Source organism: Streptomyces sp. NPDC029159, from assembly GCF_055564055.1.
In genome coordinates, this window is sequence record NZ_JBVHWT010000001.1 from 431,864 (window position 1) to 449,953 (window position 18,090).

The 18,090-nt window shown below is 72.1% G+C and carries 16 protein-coding genes; 9 read left to right on the top strand and 7 right to left on the bottom strand.

Annotated elements, in window-relative coordinates; genetic code table 11:
• Nucleotides 1-7 precede the first annotated feature (7 nt).
• Nucleotides 8-1,453 carry an argininosuccinate synthase gene (gene argG, locus ACZ4U4_RS01930; RefSeq protein WP_467868315.1) on the bottom strand — a complete coding sequence of 482 codons (1,446 nt, stop codon included), beginning with the start codon at nucleotides 1,451-1,453 and terminating at the stop codon, nucleotides 8-10.
• A gap of 159 nt (nucleotides 1,454-1,612) precedes the next feature.
• Complete coding sequence (locus ACZ4U4_RS01935; protein ID WP_467868316.1) at nucleotides 1,613-2,122, bottom strand: hypothetical protein; 510 nt, start codon at nucleotides 2,120-2,122, stop codon at nucleotides 1,613-1,615.
• 549 nt (nucleotides 2,123-2,671) lie between these two features.
• On the opposite strand from ACZ4U4_RS01935, the gene ACZ4U4_RS01940 reads away from it, so the two are divergent.
• From ACZ4U4_RS01940 to ACZ4U4_RS01960, 5 genes are all read left to right on the top strand, one after another.
• Entirely contained in the window at nucleotides 2,672-2,836 is a 165-nt protein-coding gene (locus ACZ4U4_RS01940) for a hypothetical protein (RefSeq protein ID WP_345078330.1), read from the top strand.
• A 58-nt stretch (nucleotides 2,837-2,894) separates the two neighbouring features.
• Nucleotides 2,895-3,188, top strand: a complete 294-nt coding sequence (locus ACZ4U4_RS01945) for a Dabb family protein (protein WP_467868317.1) — start codon at nucleotides 2,895-2,897, stop codon at nucleotides 3,186-3,188.
• A 312-nt stretch (nucleotides 3,189-3,500) separates the two neighbouring features.
• Complete coding sequence (locus ACZ4U4_RS01950) at nucleotides 3,501-4,310, top strand: RNA polymerase sigma factor SigF (protein ID WP_467868319.1); 810 nt, start codon at nucleotides 3,501-3,503, stop codon at nucleotides 4,308-4,310.
• A gap of 201 nt (nucleotides 4,311-4,511) precedes the next feature.
• Nucleotides 4,512-5,348, top strand: a complete 837-nt coding sequence (locus tag ACZ4U4_RS01955) for an RNA polymerase sigma factor SigF (RefSeq protein ID WP_345078343.1) — start codon at nucleotides 4,512-4,514, stop codon at nucleotides 5,346-5,348.
• A 604-nt stretch (nucleotides 5,349-5,952) separates the two neighbouring features.
• Entirely contained in the window at nucleotides 5,953-6,945 is a 993-nt protein-coding gene (locus ACZ4U4_RS01960; protein ID WP_467868320.1) for a hypothetical protein, read from the top strand.
• 199 nt (nucleotides 6,946-7,144) lie between these two features.
• Here the strand turns inward: ACZ4U4_RS01960 and ACZ4U4_RS01965 are convergent, their stop codons facing one another.
• Nucleotides 7,145-7,363 (bottom strand): hypothetical protein, encoded by a 219-nt coding sequence (locus ACZ4U4_RS01965; RefSeq protein ID WP_467868321.1) that lies wholly within the window; start codon nucleotides 7,361-7,363, stop codon nucleotides 7,145-7,147.
• A 512-nt stretch (nucleotides 7,364-7,875) separates the two neighbouring features.
• Between ACZ4U4_RS01965 and ACZ4U4_RS01970 the strand changes: the two genes are divergently transcribed.
• The 3 genes from ACZ4U4_RS01970 to ACZ4U4_RS01980 all read left to right on the top strand — a co-directional run bounded on the left by ACZ4U4_RS01970 (nucleotide 7,876) and on the right by ACZ4U4_RS01980 (nucleotide 11,960).
• Complete coding sequence (locus ACZ4U4_RS01970; RefSeq protein ID WP_467868322.1) at nucleotides 7,876-8,349, top strand: MarR family winged helix-turn-helix transcriptional regulator; 474 nt, start codon at nucleotides 7,876-7,878, stop codon at nucleotides 8,347-8,349.
• An 89-nt stretch (nucleotides 8,350-8,438) separates the two neighbouring features.
• Nucleotides 8,439-10,934 carry an MFS transporter gene (locus ACZ4U4_RS01975; RefSeq protein WP_467868921.1) on the top strand — a complete coding sequence of 832 codons (2,496 nt, stop codon included), beginning with the start codon at nucleotides 8,439-8,441 and terminating at the stop codon, nucleotides 10,932-10,934.
• A 180-nt stretch (nucleotides 10,935-11,114) separates the two neighbouring features.
• Nucleotides 11,115-11,960: a YceI family protein gene (locus ACZ4U4_RS01980; protein WP_467868324.1), complete on the top strand. Its 846-nt coding sequence runs from the start codon at nucleotides 11,115-11,117 to the stop codon at nucleotides 11,958-11,960.
• Between the two features lie 152 nt (nucleotides 11,961-12,112).
• Here the strand turns inward: ACZ4U4_RS01980 and ACZ4U4_RS01985 are convergent, their stop codons facing one another.
• The 3 genes from ACZ4U4_RS01985 to ACZ4U4_RS01995 all read right to left on the bottom strand — a co-directional run bounded on the left by ACZ4U4_RS01985 (nucleotide 12,113) and on the right by ACZ4U4_RS01995 (nucleotide 15,767).
• On the bottom strand, nucleotides 12,113-12,883 hold the full coding sequence (locus tag ACZ4U4_RS01985) for a TetR/AcrR family transcriptional regulator (RefSeq protein WP_467868325.1): 771 nt from the start codon (nucleotides 12,881-12,883) through the stop codon (nucleotides 12,113-12,115).
• A 59-nt stretch (nucleotides 12,884-12,942) separates the two neighbouring features.
• Nucleotides 12,943-14,505 carry an MFS transporter gene (locus tag ACZ4U4_RS01990; protein ID WP_467868327.1) on the bottom strand — a complete coding sequence of 521 codons (1,563 nt, stop codon included), beginning with the start codon at nucleotides 14,503-14,505 and terminating at the stop codon, nucleotides 12,943-12,945.
• Nucleotides 14,506-15,065: 560 nt separating this feature from the next.
• Nucleotides 15,066-15,767 (bottom strand): response regulator transcription factor, encoded by a 702-nt coding sequence (locus ACZ4U4_RS01995; RefSeq protein ID WP_467868922.1) that lies wholly within the window; start codon nucleotides 15,765-15,767, stop codon nucleotides 15,066-15,068.
• Nucleotides 15,768-16,479: 712 nt separating this feature from the next.
• Here ACZ4U4_RS01995 and ACZ4U4_RS02000 point away from each other — a divergent pair.
• Nucleotides 16,480-17,079 carry an NADPH-dependent FMN reductase gene (locus tag ACZ4U4_RS02000; RefSeq protein ID WP_467868328.1) on the top strand — a complete coding sequence of 200 codons (600 nt, stop codon included), beginning with the start codon at nucleotides 16,480-16,482 and terminating at the stop codon, nucleotides 17,077-17,079.
• A 43-nt stretch (nucleotides 17,080-17,122) separates the two neighbouring features.
• Here the strand turns inward: ACZ4U4_RS02000 and ACZ4U4_RS02005 are convergent, their stop codons facing one another.
• Complete coding sequence (locus tag ACZ4U4_RS02005) at nucleotides 17,123-18,076, bottom strand: DUF2797 domain-containing protein (protein WP_467868329.1); 954 nt, start codon at nucleotides 18,074-18,076, stop codon at nucleotides 17,123-17,125.
• Nucleotides 18,077-18,090: the final 14 nt, after the last annotated feature.

Here is an 18,090-nt window from a genome sequence, read left to right on the forward strand (position 1 = left end):
GATGCGCTCAGTCCGTGCCGGATTCCATCGCGGCGCGGTCGAGGGCCTCGTCCTCGGCGGAGACCTCGCCGCGGGAGGCGATGGCCTCGGCGCCGCCCTCGGGCATGGAGCCGATCAGGCCGGTCGCGGCGGCCTGGGCGGCGCCGACGGCGGGGCTGGTGGTGCCGATGAGGCCGATGCCGGCGTACTGCTCCAGCTTGGCGCGCGAGTCGGCGATGTCGAGGTTGCGCATGGTGAGCTGGCCGATCCGGTCGACGGGGCCGAACGCCGAGTCCTCGGTGCGCTCCATGGACAGCTTGTCCGGGTGGTAGCTGAAGGACGGGCCGGTCGTGTCGAGGATCGAGTAGTCCTCGCCGCGCCGCAGCCGGAGGGTGACCTCGCCGGTGACGGCGGCGCCGACCCAGCGCTGGAGCGACTCGCGGACCATCAGGGCCTGCGGGTCCAGCCACCGGCCCTCGTACATGAGGCGGCCCAGGCGCCGGCCCTCGTTGTGGTACTGGGCGAGGGTGTCCTCGTTGTGGATCGCGTTGACCAGGCGCTCGTACGCGGCGTGCAGCAGGGCCATACCGGGCGCCTCGTAGATGCCGCGGCTCTTGGCCTCGATGATCCGGTTCTCGATCTGGTCGGACATGCCCATGCCGTGGCGGCCACCGACGGCGTTGGCCTCCATGACGAGGTCGACGGCGGACCCGAACTCCTTGCCGTTGATCGTCACCGGGCGGCCCTGCTCGAAGCCGATCGTGACGTCCTCGGTGGGGATCTCGACCGACGGGTCCCAGAACTTGACGCCCATGATCGGCTCGACCGTCTCCAGGGAGACGTTCAGGTGCTCCAGGGTCTTCGCCTCGTGGGTGGCGCCCCAGATGTTGGCGTCGGTGGAGTACGCCTTCTCGGCGGAGTCCCGGTAGGGGAGGCCGTGGGCGAGCAGCCACTCCGACATCTCCTTGCGGCCGCCCAGCTCCGTGACGAAGTCGGCGTCCAGCCAGGGCTTGTAGATCCGCAGGTTCGGGTTGGCGAGCAGGCCGTAGCGGTAGAACCGCTCGATGTCGTTGCCCTTGTAGGTGGAGCCGTCGCCCCAGATCTGGACGTTGTCCTCCAGCATCGCCCGGACCAGGAGCGTGCCGGTGACGGCGCGGCCGAGCGGCGTGGTGTTGAAGTAGGGGCGACCGCCGGAGCGGATGTGGAACGCGCCGCAGGTCAGCGCGGCCAGCCCTTCCTCGACCAGGGCGGCCCGGCAGTCGACCAGACGGGCGAGCTCGGCGCCGTAGGTCTGCGCGCGGCCGGGCACCGAGGCGATGTCGGGCTCGTCGTACTGGCCGATGTCGGCGGTGTAGGTGCACGGGACCGCGCCCTTGTCGCGCATCCACGCGACCGCGACCGAGGTGTCGAGGCCGCCCGAGAAGGCGATGCCGACGCGCTCACCGACGGGGAGGGAGGTAAGGACCTTGGACATAGCAAGAGTATGCAGCCTTTCGAATTTTCATGCAAGCCCATTCCGCACCACCTCACCCCAATGCCTTCCGCCCCTCTTCGACCTGCGCCAACGCGACCGCCCGCCGTCCGGACGGTTCCGGGCGACGGGCGGTACGACGGGGTGGCGGCGGTGCGGCGGTCAGCCCCGGCGGCGGAACGCCTTACGGATGAAGTGGACGATCAGCCAGATCACCAGCACCACGACGACCAGGATGATCACGAAGAGCACGATCAGGAAGATGCCCAGCTTCTTGAAGAAGCCCGTCTTCTTCTTTTTCTCCGACTTCGCGTGGGTGAGGTGCACCTTCTCGATCTGCGCAGCGGTGACGGCGGTGCCGTGCCGCGCCTGTCCGGTCGTGGCCGCGGCGGCGACGGCCGTACGCGACGAACCGGCGGCAGGCGCACCGGACTTCGCCCCGTCCGCGGCCACCTCGGCGTGGTGCGCGACGACCGCGGCCGGGCGGACCACGGCGGCGGTCGCGGGCGCGGCGGCCACGCCGAGCAGACCGAAGAGGAGCGCGAGCACCGTCGCGGCCCGGCGCCGGGCGCCGCGCGAACTTCCCTTACCCCGTGCGGAGTTACCGGCCTCCGCGGCAGCCGTCCCCCCGGCCACGCCGGCTCCCGGTGCGCGGCGTATGTCCTTGTCCATGTGTGATCCCCCTCGGGCGTGCGTCGGACGCTGGGCCGCGACCCGGAGACCGTCCGCGGCGTACGCCATTATCGGCGGCGCGGACACCTGCTCGGACCCGCGCGCACGCACCGTACCGCCCGGCGCCGACCGCCCGCGGGGAGCGGACCGTACAGGGCGACACCTGGGGAGATGGGGAGAAGAGGAGGGGGAAGCGGCCGGACGGGGGGTTGCCGGCCGCTTCCCCGAGGGGCCGGGCCTCCGAGTCCGCGCCGCGATCGGGGGATTACGCGGCATGGACCCCGCAGTGAGACCCGGCCCCGCCCCGGGGCTCCTGCCGGACCTCCGGGGCGTACCCCCATGGTGCCCCCGCAGGCCGCCGCCGCGGCGCGCCAAAAGACCTCCCTCGGCGGGGCTTTGGTCCCGTTCACCCGCGGCGGGCGAGACCCCGGGCGGCCGGTGTCCGGGCGGCGGGACCGCCTTCGGGCCGGTGCGCCGGGCGCCGTAGTGGTTACACTCGCCCGGTCGCACAGGGGAGCGGGCAGCACTGCCCAGGGGGAGACGGGTTCGATGGCGCAGGCGAGAAAGATCGCGATGTACGTGCTCATCGTCTTCGTGCTCTACACGATCATCACCTCCCCCGACCGGGCCGGTGACCTGGTGAAGATAGGCTTCGAAGGTGTCTCGTCCGCCGCGAAGGGCGTCGGCGAGTTCATGACGCAGCTGGTCAGCTGACCGCCCCCGGCGCCGCCGGGCGGTCCGGCCAGGCACCGCCCGCCGCACGGAGGCCCCAGTGATCCGCCACCTGGTTCTGTTCCAGCTCAACGACGGCGTCTCGCCGGACGAGCTGCGCGTCCAGGAGGCCGCCCGCGCCTTCATGGAGCTGGGCGACAAGATCCCGGAGCTGACGCACTGGGAGTGCGGCTGGAACATCACCGACCGGCCCATCGCCCGCGACTTCGCGATCAACTCCGCCGTCGCCGACCGCGACGCCCTCGCCCGCTACCTCGCGCACCCGGCCCACCAGGACGCCGCCGCACAGTGGCGCGCGTTCGCCACCTGGGTGATCGCCGACTACGAATTCTGATCGCCCCCGGCACCTCCTGACGCGCCCCTCGCCCCCGGCTCCGACGCCGGGCGGGGGGCTTTTCCGTGCCCACGTGGCGAACGGGGCGCGGACCATGCCCACCAGGGGCCGCCCTCGCGGGTACCGGCGTACGCGCGGGCGCCCGGCGCGCGCGACGGTACGCCGTTCGGGGCCCTCCGAACGGGCAGCGACGCACCGCGTTACGTAGATCAACTCGCCGGTCAACACGGAGTAATGCGGTACTTGCACACACTGCGCATGTCTTGTGATGCTATGACCGCTTTGCCGGATACATGCACTGTGAAGGGTGGCGTGACCGTGACGGCCCGTACTGCGCCCAAGGCGCCATCCCGCGAGAGCCGGAGCGCGGACACGCGGGCGCTCACACAGGTGCTCTTCGCCGAACTGGCCGGGCTCGAAGCCGGCACCCCCGAGCACACCCGGGTCCGCGCCGCCCTCATCGAGGCCAACCTCCCGCTCGTCCGGTACGCCGCCGTACGGTTCCGCAGCCGCAACGAGCCGATGGAGGACGTGGTCCAGGTCGGCACCATCGGCCTGATCAACGCCATCGACCGCTTCGACCCGGACCGGGGCGTGCAGTTCCCCACCTTCGCGATGCCCACCGTCGTCGGCGAGATCAAGCGGTACTTCCGCGACAACGTCCGCACCGTCCACGTACCGCGCCGCCTCCACGAGCTGTGGGTCCAGGTCAACGGCGCGACGGAGGATCTGACGGTGCTCCACGGGCGCTCGCCGACCACCGCCGAGATCGCCGAACGCCTCAAGATCGGCGAGGAGGAGGTGCTGGCCTGCCTGGAGGCCGGGCGGTCATATCACGCCACATCTCTGGAGGCGGCCCAGGAGGGCGACGGCCTCCCCGGACTCCTCGACCGGCTCGGCTACGAGGACCCCGAGCTGGCCGGCGTCGAACACCGCGACCTCGTCCGCCATCTGCTCGTCCAACTTCCCGAGCGCGAACAGCGGATTCTGCTGCTGCGTTACTACAGCAACTTGACGCAATCTCAGATCAGCGCGGAGCTGGGGGTGTCGCAGATGCACGTCTCGCGGCTACTGTCACGGAGCTTCGCCCGGCTGAGATCCGCAAACAGGATCGAGGTCTAACCGGCAGGGGCGACACGGGACCCCGCGTTCCTGCGCAGATATGTCGACATGACGCTACAGCGCGTTGCCGACATGTGACATTCTGCTGGAACCGCGTTTGCCGCGGCGCCGCCTCCGGTATTCAGGTGGAGGTATCACTCTCCGGTCCGCCTCGGTCCGGGGACGCCGCAGCGACCCGACCCGCGACCTCAAGGGGGTGGCATGTCCGTAGAACTGGACAGCTCAAAGGTGCTTCCCGCGATTCCCGCGCCCGCACCGCCCGTGCACGACGACGACGCCATCAACACCCGCACGCTCTCCCGCTCCCTGTTCCTGCGGCTGGCCACGCTCGACAAGGACTGCGCGGAGCGTACGTACGTCCGCGACACCCTGATCGAGCTGAACCTCCCGCTGGTGCGGTACGCGGCGGCCCGGTTCCGCAGCCGTAACGAGCCGATGGAGGACATCGTCCAGGTCGGAACGATCGGTCTGATCAAGGCGATCGACCGTTTCGATTGCGAACGCGGCGTGGAGTTCCCGACGTTCGCAATGCCAACGGTCGTCGGCGAGATCAAGCGCTTCTTCCGCGACACCTCCTGGTCGGTGCGGGTCCCGCGCCGCCTCCAGGAGCTGCGACTCGCGCTCACCAAGGCCAGTGACGAGCTGTCGCAGAAGCTCGACCGTTCGCCGACCGTCCCCGAACTCGCCCGCGCGCTCGGGGTGTCGGAGGAGGACGTCGTCGACGGTCTCGCCGTCGGCAACGCCTACACCGCCTCCTCGCTCGACTCGCCCTCCCCCGAGGACGACGGCGGCGAGGGCTCCCTGGCGGACCGCCTGGGCTACGAGGACACCGCGCTGGAGGGCGTGGAGTACCGCGAGTCCCTCAAGCCGCTGCTGGCCAAGCTGCCGGCGCGGGAGCGGCAGATCATCATGCTGCGCTTCTTCGCCAACATGACGCAGTCGCAGATCGGCGAGGAGGTCGGCATCTCGCAGATGCACGTCTCCCGCCTCCTCACCCGCACCCTCGCCCAGCTGCGGGAAGGGTTGATCGCCGAATGAGGACGGGTCCGCCGAGCGGTCGTTGACCTTCCGCGTCATCGCACCACCCGCACCACGCGCACCACCGTTCGCACGATGCGCACCACTCGGCGGACTGCGAAGAGAACCGTCGGCCCGACACCCGTCGGCCGCCCGCCGCTCTTCTCTTCCTGGTCACCTCCCTCGCCTCTCGCGTTTCGCCCCGGGGTTTGCGCCGGGGCTTCGTCCCGGAGTCCGTGCCGGGGCTTCGTACCGGGTTCCGCTCCGAGGCTTCGTAGCGGGTCTTCGAGTCCGGTCGTTCGGCCGCGCCTTCGAGGCGGCCCCTTCTCTCGCGGTCCTGTGCCGCCGTCGGCCGCCTCTCGCGTTCACCCCTGGGATCCGCGCCCCTGGTGTCCCTCTCGCGCCTCCTGTGCCCTCCTGGCGGATCTTGCGCCCCTGCGCTGCGTCGCGGGCCCGCAGCCCTTCTCGGCGCCTTCCCCTCGGCAGTTCTCGCCTCTCGGCCTCTCGCCTCTCGGCCTCTCACCCGGCCTCTCGCGCCCGGATCAACGCGCCGGTCTCCGGCCGCCTCCCGGTCGGCGCCCACCGAGGTCTAGGAATCTGACGACTCGTCATCAACACTGGGCCGATGCGACAGTCACTCCGCATGGCCGCCCGTGACACGTCCTCGCGCCCCGTTCCTGGCGCCGTACGCCCGCCGGGTTCCGCCTCGGCGCCCCGCCACTTCCGCCCCTCCCGTACCGCGTCGGCGCTCGCCGTGTGCTGCCTGGGCGGCGCGGTGCTCGTGGGCTGCGGAAGCGGAGCCGGTCAGGGGTACGCGGCGGTCGGCGCCGCCGGGGAGAGCGCCCCCACCGGCGCACCGTCCGGGCAGGGCGTCGAGCTGACCCCGCTGGACGGCTCCGGCGCGCCCGGCGGGAGCGGCGGAGACGCAACCGGGAAATCCGGCGAGGGCAAAGATCCGGCCAACTCCGCATCCGGAGGCGCCGGTTCAGGCATTCCGGATCATTCAGGGAAGGACCCTGAAAGTTCCGGCACCCCCGGTATGCCCAACGCGCCGGGCGGCTCCGATATGCCGGGCGACTCCGGCACACCAGGCGGATCCGGTACCCCGGGCGGCTCCGGGAAACCGGGCGGCCCCGATTCATCCGCCTCGCCGCCCGCCCGGCCGGGGACGCCCGGCTCACCGGGCTCGCCCTCGAACCCCGGGCTCCCCTCCCCCACCCTCCCCGCGGGCGAGGGCGCGCCCGCCGGGCTGGTGATCGGGAAGCCGGAGCGTTCGGACGGCGGGGAGCGGTGGTGCGAGAAGATCGCGTTCCCCGTGGTGAACACCGGTACGGAGCCGGTCACCGTCGGCACGGTCACCTTCGGGACGCACATCATCGGCGCCCTCGGCGTCGACTGGGACACCCGTACCTCCACCCGGAAGCTCCCGCTGCCCCTCGCGCCGGGCGCGCGCCGCACCGCCTCGTACCGGATCTGCGTGGACGCCTGGCGGGTCCCGCTGGGGATGCACCTCGACACCAAGGACGTGTCCTTCGACTGGACCCGCCACCCCGGGGACAATCCCACGTCCGGCGCCGACACCGCCCCCGCGAAGAAGGCCCAACGGAAGCCCGACTGACGAACCGGCCACCCCGGCCGCCGCCCCCGAGCCCCGCGCGGCGGGCCCGACCGCCTGCCGCCACGAACACCGCAGGCCAGCCACACCGGGTCCGGCACCGGCATCCGCACCACCATCCGAGATCCCCAACGAAAACGGGGCCCGAAAGGATTCCGGGCCCCGCGCTGTACGGAGGGGAGGGATGAGGGGTGGTGCCGGATCAGGCGAAGGCGAGCCAGACCGCTGCGGCGACGACCACCACGGCGACGACGACGCCGACGATCAGGCCGACGCGGGGGCCCGTCGACTGCGCGGGGGCCGGGGCGCGGCGGCTGCCGGCCTGCGGGGTGCCGCCCTCGTCGACGAAGGCGCGGAACATCTGCGTGCTGCCCGCCGGGTCGTAGTTGCCCTCGGCCTGGTTCTGCGGGTTGTTCGCCATGGGCAAGGACCCTAGCGAACCGCGCCCTTCAGGGCACCCCTGGACCGCGCGTGAGGCGGCGCCGGAACGACCTCCGGAAGCAGCCGGAAGGCGCCGCGCCCCCACCGCCGGACCACCCCTCCCCCGCCGGAAACCCCCGCCCTCCCGGTACGTAAAGGAGACGAGGGGAGAAGGAGGGGGAAAAGGGGCCTTTGGGGCAGAGGGGGCAGTGCGGGGCGGAAAGTGCGGAACGGCGGCCCGTGCACCACGTCGCGCACCCTCGCCGGCGCCGCCGAGGCGACCCAAGCGCCCGCCCAACCGCCCCGGAGTGACGCTGACCACATCCCGGAGCCACCCGGGCACCCCGGGCGAGCGGCGCTGACCTGCACCTTCCCGGCGATCATCAATTCCCTTGACCCCGGCCTGAGATCGCCTTTCCCTCCCCTTTACCGTAGGGGCCACCTATTCGTTTGCCTTCAGCAACCAACCGACCCTATGGTTGCCTCAAGCAACAAAACCGCGTGGAGGAGCCCATGGCCGCCCAGAGTCAGTACGAGGAACTGGCCAGGCAGCTCAGCGCCATCGGAGCCGTCAAGCGTGAAATGGGGCGCATCCTGCCCCAGGACTGCCCGCCCGCCTCGGCCGGGCTGCTCACCCTCCTCGACCGCCACGGCGAGATGCGGATGAGCCAGCTGGCCGAGCTGCTCGCGATCGACATGTCGGTGACCAGCCGGCACGTCGCCCACGTCGCGGAGCGCGGCTGGATCGAGCGCAAGCCCGACCCGGCGGACAAGCGGTCGCGTCTGTTGCGTCTGACCCCGAGCGGCAAGGAACTCCTGTCGGAGCTTTCCGAGCGCTACACCCACACACTCGCCCGGTACCTGGACGACTGGTCCGACAGCGACGTCGGCCACCTCGTCGAACTGCTCACGCGGCTCCGTACGAGCTTCGGCGACTGCCGTACCCGGGCGCATCACGACTCCACCACCCGTACACCCGCAGGATGAAAAGGAACTACATGGCTACGACCACACCAGCCGGTGTGCGGGGCGGCCACGCCAAGCACGGGGGCATACCCGCCTCCGGACAGCCGCCCATGACGCACCGTCAGATCATGGAGGCACTCTCCGGGCTGCTGCTCGGAATGTTCGTCGCCATCCTGTCGTCGACCATCGTGTCGAACGCGCTCCCCGAGATCATCCACGACCTCGACGGCGGCCAGTCCGCCTACACCTGGGTCGTCACGGCGTCGCTGCTGGCGATGACCGCGACCACCCCGCTGTGGGGCAAGCTCTCCGACCTGTTCAGCAAGAAGCTGCTGGTCCAGGTCGCACTGATCATCTACGTCGCGGGTTCGGTCGTCGCCGGGCTGTCGCAGAACGCCGGGATGCTGATCGCCTGCCGGGTGATCCAGGGCATCGGCGTCGGCGGTCTCTCCGCCCTGGCGCAGATCGTCATGGCCGCGATGATCTCCCCGCGTGAGCGCGGGCGGTACAGCGGTTACCTCGGCGCCACCTTCGCCGTCGCCACCGTCGGCGGCCCGCTGCTCGGCGGCGTCATCACCGACACCAGCTGGCTGGGCTGGCGCTGGTGCTTCTACGTCGGCGTGCCCTTCGCGGTGATCGCGCTGATCGTGCTCCAGAAGACCCTGAAGCTCCCCGTCGTCAAGCGCGAGGGCGTCAAGGTCGACTGGGCGGGCGCCTTCTTCATCAGCGCGGCGGTCTCGCTGCTGCTGGTGTGGGTCACGCTGGCCGGTGACAAGTACGACTGGATGTCGTGGCAGACCTTCGCGATGGTGGGCGGCGCCGTCGTCCTCGGAGCGATCTTCGTCTTCATCGAGTCCAAGGCGAAGGAACCGATCATCCCGCTGCGGCTGTTCCGCAACAAGACGATCACCCTCGCCTCGCTGGCCTCGCTGTTCGTCGGTATCGCGATGTTCACCGGCACCGTCTTCTTCAGCCAGTACTTCCAGCTGGCGCGCGGCGAGTCGCCGACGATGTCCGGTGTGATGACGATCCCGATGATCGGCGGTCTGTTCATCTCCTCGACCGTCTCCGGCCAGGTCATCACCAAGACCGGCAAGTGGAAGGCGTGGCTGGTCACCGGCGGCGTCCTGGTCACCGCGGGTCTGGGCCTGCTGGGCACCATCCGCTACGACACCGCCTACTGGCACGTCGCGATCTTCATGGCCCTGATGGGTCTGGGCATCGGCATGATGATGCAGAACCTGGTGCTCTGCACGCAGAACCAGGTCGCCCCGGAGGACCTCGGCTCCGCCTCGTCCGTCGTCACCTTCTTCCGCTCCCTCGGCGGTGCGGTCGGCGTCTCGGCGCTCGGTGCCGTGATGGCCACCCGGGTCACCCACTACGTGAAGGACGGCCTCGCCGAGCTGGGCCCGAAGGCGGCCAAGGCCGCTGCCCACGGCAGCGGCGGCGGCATCCCGGACCTTGACGCGCTCCCGGCCCCGATCCGTACCGTCATGGAGAGCGCCTACGGGCACGGTGTCGCCGACATCTTCCTGATCGCGGCCCCGTGCGCCCTGCTGGCCTTCCTGTTCACCCTGTTCATCAAGGAGGTCCCGTTGAAGACTCGCGGCGGACTGGCCCAGAACGCGGACGGCGAGGAGCCGGCGGCCACCCCGGCCACCACCCCCGCGGCCACCCCGGCCCCGGCGGCCGCTGCGGCCGCGGACGAGCCGGAGCCCGCCCTGGTCGGCGCGGGTGCCCCCGCCGACGAGCACACGCCCACCTGGGCGCAGCCCGCCGCGGCGGCCACCACCCAGCCCCTGGCGGCGTTCGCGTCGGCCGGCGGCGGTGACGTCCCGGCCGGACCGTCGATCACCGGCTTCATCCGCAACCCCGAGGGCCACCCCGTGCCGCGCTCCGCGGTCACGCTGATCTCCCTCAGCGGCCGCCAGCTCGGCCGCGCCGCCGCCCAGGCGAACGGCGCGTACGAGCTGACCGCCCCCGGCGCCGGTTCGTACGTGCTGATCGCGGCGGCCGACGGGCACCAGCCGCAGGCGTCGACGGTGATCGTCGGCGACCAGCCGCTCGGCTACGACATCCTCCTCAGCGGCACCAGCGGCCTCGGCGGCCAGGTCCGCAGCGCGGTCACCGGGCAGCCGGTGGCGGGTGCGATGGTCGTCGTCACCGATGTGCGCGGCGAGGTGCTGGCCACCGGCGCCACCTCTCCCGAGGGCTACTTCGCCTTCGACGAGCTGGCGTCGGGCTCCTTCACCGTCGCGGTGAACGCCGCGGAGTTCCGCCCCACGGCCGTGCCGGTCGAGGTCGGGAACCAGGGCACCACCCGGATCGAGGTCGAGCTGCTGTCCGGCGCGAAGGTGGAGGGTGTCGTGCGGGCCGGTGCCGCGCGGCGGCCGCTGCCGGACGCCCGGGTCACCCTGGTCGACGCGGCGGGCAACGTCGTGGCGACCTCCACCACCGGTGAGGACGGCGCGTACGCCTTCACCGACCTGGACGCCGGCGACTACACGGTCATCGCGAGCGGCTACCCGCCGGTCGCCAACGGCCTTGCGGTCGACGCCCGCGGGGTCGACGGCTACGACGTCGAACTCGCCCACCCCGGCGACTGACCCGCCGCCCGGGCACCCGCCCGGACGACGACAGACCCCGGACCGGGGCGCGCTTTTTGAGCGGAGACGCGCCCCGGACCGGACCCCAGGGCTCCGGCAGCGGTGCTGCGCACAGGCAGGGGACGGCCTGCAGGCCGCTGCCGGAGCCCGATCACGTACAGGCAAGAAACGGGAGTGGGAATGACTTCGACGGGCGCGGGACCTGCGGGCGTACGGGCACAGGTCCGCACACGGGACGGCTGGGCGGTTCAGCACGCCGTGCTGACCGTCACCGACATGACGGGGGCGCAGATGCTGCGCGCCACGGCCGACGAGGACGGCGCGATCCGCAGCACCGAGCCGCTGCGGCCCGGTCCGTACACGGTGATCGTGACGGCCGTCGGCTACGCGCCGGTCGCCTCCAGCGCGATCGTGACGGCGAGCGGCCGGATGGACGTCGGCAACGTCGTGCTGGCGCGGCAGGGCGGCGCGGAGCTGCCGCCGCCCGGCACCTGGACGATCGACCCGATGCACTCGACGGTCGCGGCGACCGCGCAGCACCTGGGCATCACCAGCGTGCACGGCCGGTTCACCGAGTTCAGCGGGCGTATCGAGATCGCCGAGGACCTGGAGAAGTCCGCGGTCGAGGCGGTCATCGCCGCGTCGTCGATCGACACCGGCAACGGTATGCGCGACGGCCACCTGCGGTCCGACGACTTCCTGAACGTCTCGGCGTTCCCGGAGATCACCTACCGCAGCACCGGCCTGGAGCCGGCCGGTCCGGACCGCTGGACCGTCCACGGCGACCTGTCGCTGCACGGCGTGGTCCGCCCGGTCGACCTGAGCCTGAGCTACCTCGGCACCGGACCCGACCCGTGGGGCGGCGTGCGGGCGGCGTTCAGCGCCACCGCGGAGCTGCGCCGCGAGGACTTCAAGATGAACTACAACCAGGTCGTGGCCGCCGGTATCGCGGCGATCGGCACGACCCTGCGGGTCCAGCTCGACATCCAGGCGGTGCAGGGCGACTCGCTGCCGATGGCGGGCTGAGCAGGGCCGCCGCGCGGCGGAACGAGCGGCACGGCGGCAGGACGAACGGCGTACGGCGCAGGACCGGCGGCGTACGGGACCGGGCCGGGCGCGGGCACCTTGGGGGGTGCGCGGGCCCGGCCCGGTCCCGTTGTGCGGGGAGCCCTTACGGGTCAGCCGCCCGCGCGCCGGTCCCGTAGCGCCTCGATCCCCGCGATCTGGAGGTCGAGGGCGAGGGTGAACTCCCGGTCGAGCATCTCGACGATGCCGTGGCCCTTGCGGGCGTACCCGGCGCGGGCGGACAGCTCGCGGGTCTCCGCGTACTCGGGGCGGTCCGCCATCGCCGCGGTGACCTGCGCGAAGTAGTCGTCGAGGGAGACCCCGGCGGCCCGGCAGCGGGCCTCGTGCAGCGCCCGGATCGTCGCGAAGCCGTAGACGAAGTGGAAGACCGTGCCGAGGGCGCCGGCAGCCCGCTCGGGGCCCAGACCGCTGCGGCCCATCACCCGCAGTGTGGCGTTGGAGAACGCCAGCGAACGGGGGCCGATGTTGAGGTACTCGCCGAGCAGCCGGGCCACCCAGGGGTGGCGCAGCAGCAGATCGCGGTAGGCGGTGGCGAGCACCCGCAGCTGCTCGCGCCAGTCGGCGCCGCCGTCCTCGTCCGGCAGCGTCATCTCCCCGGCGACCGCGTCCATCGCCAACTCCAGCAGATCGTCCTTGGTGTCGACGTACCAGTAGACGGACATCGCGGTGACGCCCAGCTCGGCGGCGAGGCGGCGCATCGAGAACTTCGCCAGGCCGTCGGCGTCCAGCAGCCGGACGGTCGCCCCGACGATCTTGTCGAGGTCGAGTCCGTCCGGCTGGTCCGCCTTCCGCTTGAGCGGCGGGCGCCCGGCCAGCCAGACGCTCTTCGGCCGTCCACCGGCGCCCTCTCCTGCCGCTGCCATGACGCCTCTCCCCTCGCGCTTCGCCCTCCCGCCGAGCGGGACGTGCTCCGCTTTCGATGCTATTCCGCCGCGGCGACCGCCCCCTCCGCCGCCGGGCCGGACGGCTCCCCGGACGACCGCTCCGCCCGCCGCAGCAGCACCGCGGCGAGCAGCCCGCCGAGGAACACCGCGACGGCGCCCGTCAGTTGACCGGTACGGATGCCGGCGGCGAACGCGTCGTGCACAACGGCCCGTTCCGCTTCCGAACCGGTCCGGGCCAGCGCCGCGGCCAGCGAACCGGCCCCGGCGACGGCCACCGGCAGCAGCGCCTGGAAACGCGCGGTGAGCACCGCACCGAGCACCGCGACGCCCAGCCCCTGGCCGAACTCCATCAGCGTGCCGTTGACGCCGGCGCCGACACCCGCCTTGGCCGGCGGGATGGCCGACATGATCGCGTTGGCCATGGCCGGCATGGAGAGCGCGATGCCGGCGCCCATCACGATCAGCCCGGCGAGCATCCCGCCGTAACCGGACCCGCCGAGCGTGGCGATGAGGACGAGCCCCGCGGCCAGCAGCGACATCCCGGAGACGATCATTCCGGGGGTGCCCAGGCGGGGCAGCAGCCGGGCGCCGAGCCCGGTGAAGTTGATCAGTACGACGGTGACGGCGAGCGGCGCCATCCGCAGCCCCGCCTCCAACGGCCCGTAACCGAGGACGAGTTGGAGATGCTGGGTGAGCAGGAACATCGAACCGCCCATGCCGAAGGCGACGAGGATGCCGCCGGAGACGGCGCCGATGAAGCGGCGGTTACGGAAGAAGTGCATGTCCAGCATCGGATGCGGGGTGTGCAGCTCCCAGAGCGCGAAGAGCGCGAGACCGGCGAACCCGATCGCGGCGGAGATCAGCACCTTGCCGGAGAGCCAGCCGTCGACCGGCCCGGAGATGATCGCGAAGACCACCCCGACCATGCCGACCATCGACAGCACCGCACCGAGCGGATCGGGCTTCTCGGCGCCCGGACTTCTCGACTCCGGCACGAGGGCGACCACCGCGCAGAGCGCCAGCACCGCGACCGGCAGGTTGACCAGGAAGAGCGAGCCCCACCAGAAGTGGTCGAGCAGCGTCCCGCCGATGAGCGGACCGGCGGCGAACCCGAGGGAGCTGACGGAGCTCCAGATGCCGATGGCCTTGGGCCGCTCCGCATCGTCGAAGATCTGCATGACGACGGCGAGCGTGGTGGTGACCAGCAACGCCCCGCCGACGCCCATCCCGGCGCGGGCGGCGATCAGCATCCCCGGCGAGGTCGCCAGCGTCGCACCGAGCGAGGCGAGCCCGAACAGCGCCAACCCGATGGCCAGCATCTTCTTGCGCCCGTAGCGGTCGGCGGAGTTCCCGGCGGTGAGCAGCAGCCCGGACTGGACGAGCGAATACGCGTTGATCATCCACTGGACGTCGGCGGTGGAGGCCCCCAGATCCACGGTGAGGGAGGGGATCGCCACGCTCAGCACGGTGTTGTCGAGGATGACGGTCAGCTGCGCGAGACAGATGACGCCGAGGGTCAGCCAGCGGGTGCCGGAACGCCCGGGGACTGCGGGTGGGCCGGTCGAGGGCGAGGGTGCGGTGTCATGGGTGGCGCGGGGCATGTGCGGCTCCCGGAGCGGAGGGTGAGCGGAACGGGACGTGCCGCCGGGCCCGTGGTGGTTCAGGCTCGCTGTCCGGGTCGGCGCCCGGGGTTCGGTGGGACCCGAACTGCCCGGCACCGGTGGCGCGGTGCGGTCGCCCGGAGCGGAACTGCCCGCACCGGGCGCCGAGGTGGGGCCTGGGGCCCACGGCGGCGTCGTAGAGCGTACGAGGCCGGGCTGTACGGTGTACAACACATTTTTGCGAGCCGATACGAAAACCCCCGGACGGTTCCACGAGGAACGGTCCGGGGGCTGCCGTTTCACGTGAAACGGGGGGCCTGAGGGGGGAGTTCGGGGGGCGGGTCGGGGTGAGGGCCGGGGCCGCCCAGCAGATCGCCTTTTCGCGTGTCGGTGTACCGGTGCGGCGGTGCGGCGGCACCTCGGTGCGCCGGCGTTCGGTACATCGTCAGGTCGTCACTTCTTCGGTGCCGCTTCTTCGGTGCCGCTTCTTCGAAGCCGTCGCCTTCTCGAAGCCCTCATACCCGCGTCCGTACTCGCGCCCGCCCGCGTCCGCGTCCGCGTCAGCCCGCCGGCTTGATCAGATATCCCGCGCCGCGCCGGGTGTGGATCATCGGCTCCCGCCCGGCGTCGATCTTCCGCCGCAGATACGAGATGTACAGCTCGACGACGTTGGCCTGCCCACCGAAGTCGTAGCTCCAGACCCGGTCGAGGATCTGCGTCTTGCTCAGCACCCGCCGCGGGTTACGCATCAGATAGCGCAGCAGCTCGAACTCGGTGGCGGTCAGCCGGATGTCGTCCCCGCCCCGCGTCACCTCGCGACTGTCCTCGTCCAGGGTCAGATCACCGACCGTCAGCACCGAGGCGCTCTTCGCCGCCGCGGCCCCCGCCCGGCGCAACAGCCCCCGCAACCGGGCCACCGCCTCTTCCAGGCTGAACGGCTTGGTGATGTAGTCGTCGCCGCCCGCCGTCAGCCCGGCGATCCGGTCCTCGACGGAGTCCTTGGCCGTCAGGAACAGCACGGGCACGTCCGGCAGTTCACGCCGCAGCCGGGACAGCACCGCGAGCCCGTCCATGTCCGGCAGCATCACATCGAGCAGCACCGCGTCCGGCCGCCAGCTCCGGGCACAGCGCAGCGCACCCGCGCCGTCGCCCTCGGCCCTGATGTCCCAGCCCTCGTAGCGGAGCGCCAGCGACAGCAGATCGGCGAGCGAGGACTCGTCGCCCACCACCAGCACCCGCACCGGGCCCCCGTCGGCCCGCAGCAGTCCCTGCTGCCCACCGGGCGCACGGGCCTCCCCGCCGCCCCCCACGGCGGACCGGTACGGCCGGGCACCCGAAGGCCCCGCGGATACAGCGGACGGCGATGAAGTCACGGTCATATCCCGAACGTGCCCCTCCCCCGTGAGAGCCCCCTTTCCCCTTTCTGTGAATCCCCTGAGAATCCCCCCGACCGTGCGGCCTCGGCGTTCGGCCCCGCTGCCCCCGTACTGTGCCGGGTGCCGCCGCCCGGTGTCCCGTCCGCCGGATCCCCCCTTGCCCTTGCCCCCGGTCCCGCCCCTCCCCCTCCCCCTCCCCCTCCCCCTTCCCCTTCCGCCAACGATGTCCATCACCCGCCCTGACCCTCGCGGCGCCCGCCGGCCCTCCCGGCTCAGGTCCGTCACAACCTGTGCGCCGCCGCTCCCACGCCCTTCTCCCCACCCGGACGTCGCCCTCGCTCCGCACCCCCTCTCCTCATCACTCCCCCGTCACCGACAACCCGGCCACGACCGAGCTGGACCGCCCCCCCCGCACGGCCCACCCCGATCACTGCATCCCACCTTCTCACCCACCACTGACAATCACCCTGACCTGCAATAACACTGTATGCATGGCGTCCTGACACCCCGTCGGCATAGCGCCATCAGATCCTTGGGCCCCTCCGGTCGACCGGCCATCCACCGCATGCCGGCCCAACCCCCGGCGTACGGTCGCCCCATGAGACTCGTCGCCCTGTCCGGCAGCCTGCGTGCCCGCTCCTCGAACGGTGCCGTGCTGCGCTCCGCGCTGGCCTTCTTCGACGGCCCGGCCACCCTCGCCGACATCGCCGCCCTGCCCCACTTCAACCCCGACCTGGACGGCGAGGGCGCGACGCCGCCCGCGCCCGTCGCCGCGCTCCGTGCCACCGTCGCCGCCGCCGACGCGCTGCTCATCGTCAGCCCCGAGTACGCGCACGGCGTCCCGGGCGCCCTCAAGAACGCGCTCGACTGGCTGGTCAGCAGCGGCGAATGCGTCGACAAGCCGGTGGCCGTGATCACCGCGTCGCCGTTCCCCACCGGCGGTGATCACGCCAACGCGCAGCTGCGGGAGGTGCTCCGCATGATGACGGGCCGGGTCGTCACGGACGCCTGCCGCGAAATCCCCGCCATCGGCCCGAAGATCGACCCCACCACCGAACGCGTCACCGACGAGGCAACCCTGAACGAGCTGCGCACCGCCCTCCACACCCTCACGACAGCGGCGACAGCGGCAGCAGCAGCCGCCGCGTCCACATCAGCAGAAACGACGGCAGCCACCACAGCGGCGACCACCACCTGACCGACCACCCGCGCACGGCGCTCCACAACCGGTCCCCCCGGAGTCAGAACAACCCCTCCTGCCCTCCCTCCCCCTCCGCCCCACCGCGACGCGCCCCTCTCCCGTACGGGGCCTCCCGTACGGGAACCGTCGTCACCCCGCCCCGTGCAGGCCCCAGCACCCACCCGGACAGCAGCCGCGCGTCAAGCACCGCCACCACCTCAGCGGCTCCCTCCGTCCGCGTCCGCACATACACATCCGACCCGGCCCCCGCCAGGACCTCCCCGACCACCTCCGCCCCCGCGGTCGGCGCCCCCAGCTCGGCGGCGTCCGCCGGGATACGGTCCAGTCCGAACAGCGCGCTGTGATCGCCGAACGCGAAGTCCACCGGCTCCAGCGTCTCCGGCCATCCGGGCAGCCCCCGGGCCCGCGCATGGAGTTCCGCCAGCTCCGCGGAGCGCTCCGCCACCGGCGGCAACGTGCCCCGCGCCGCCCGCTTGGCCTCCTTGGCGAACCGGTCCGGCACCGCGAGCGCGCTCCCCAGCACCGCCTCCGCCCGCCGCGCCGCCATCAGCGGCCCGCGCCCCAGCCACGCGTACGCCACCGCCCCCTGCTCCACCAGGCGCGCCGCCCCGCGCTCGGCCGCCGTGATGCCGACCTTCACCAGAGCGGGACCGAAGTACGCGAGGTAGACGCCGTACGGGCGCGGATCGTCGGCCATGGTGTCCGCCGCGACGGACCGCGAACGGTCCAGCCGGGCACATGCCTCGCACTGGTCCCGGGCAGCGGTCGCCGTGATCACCGCCTCATACGGGCAGGCGAGCCACCGCCCACCGCGCCGCACCCCCAGGCACCGCCGCTCCCCCACCACGGAGAACGCCAGCCGCTTGCCCGCGGGCAGCGCGCTGACCCGCTCCGCGCCCCGCTCGGCGGAGTACCAACCGAGGCCCTGCCGAAACCCCCGCCCCTCTCCCGCTTCCCCCTCCAACGACCACCGCGGACCCGTACATCGCCACACCCCGCAAGCGTACG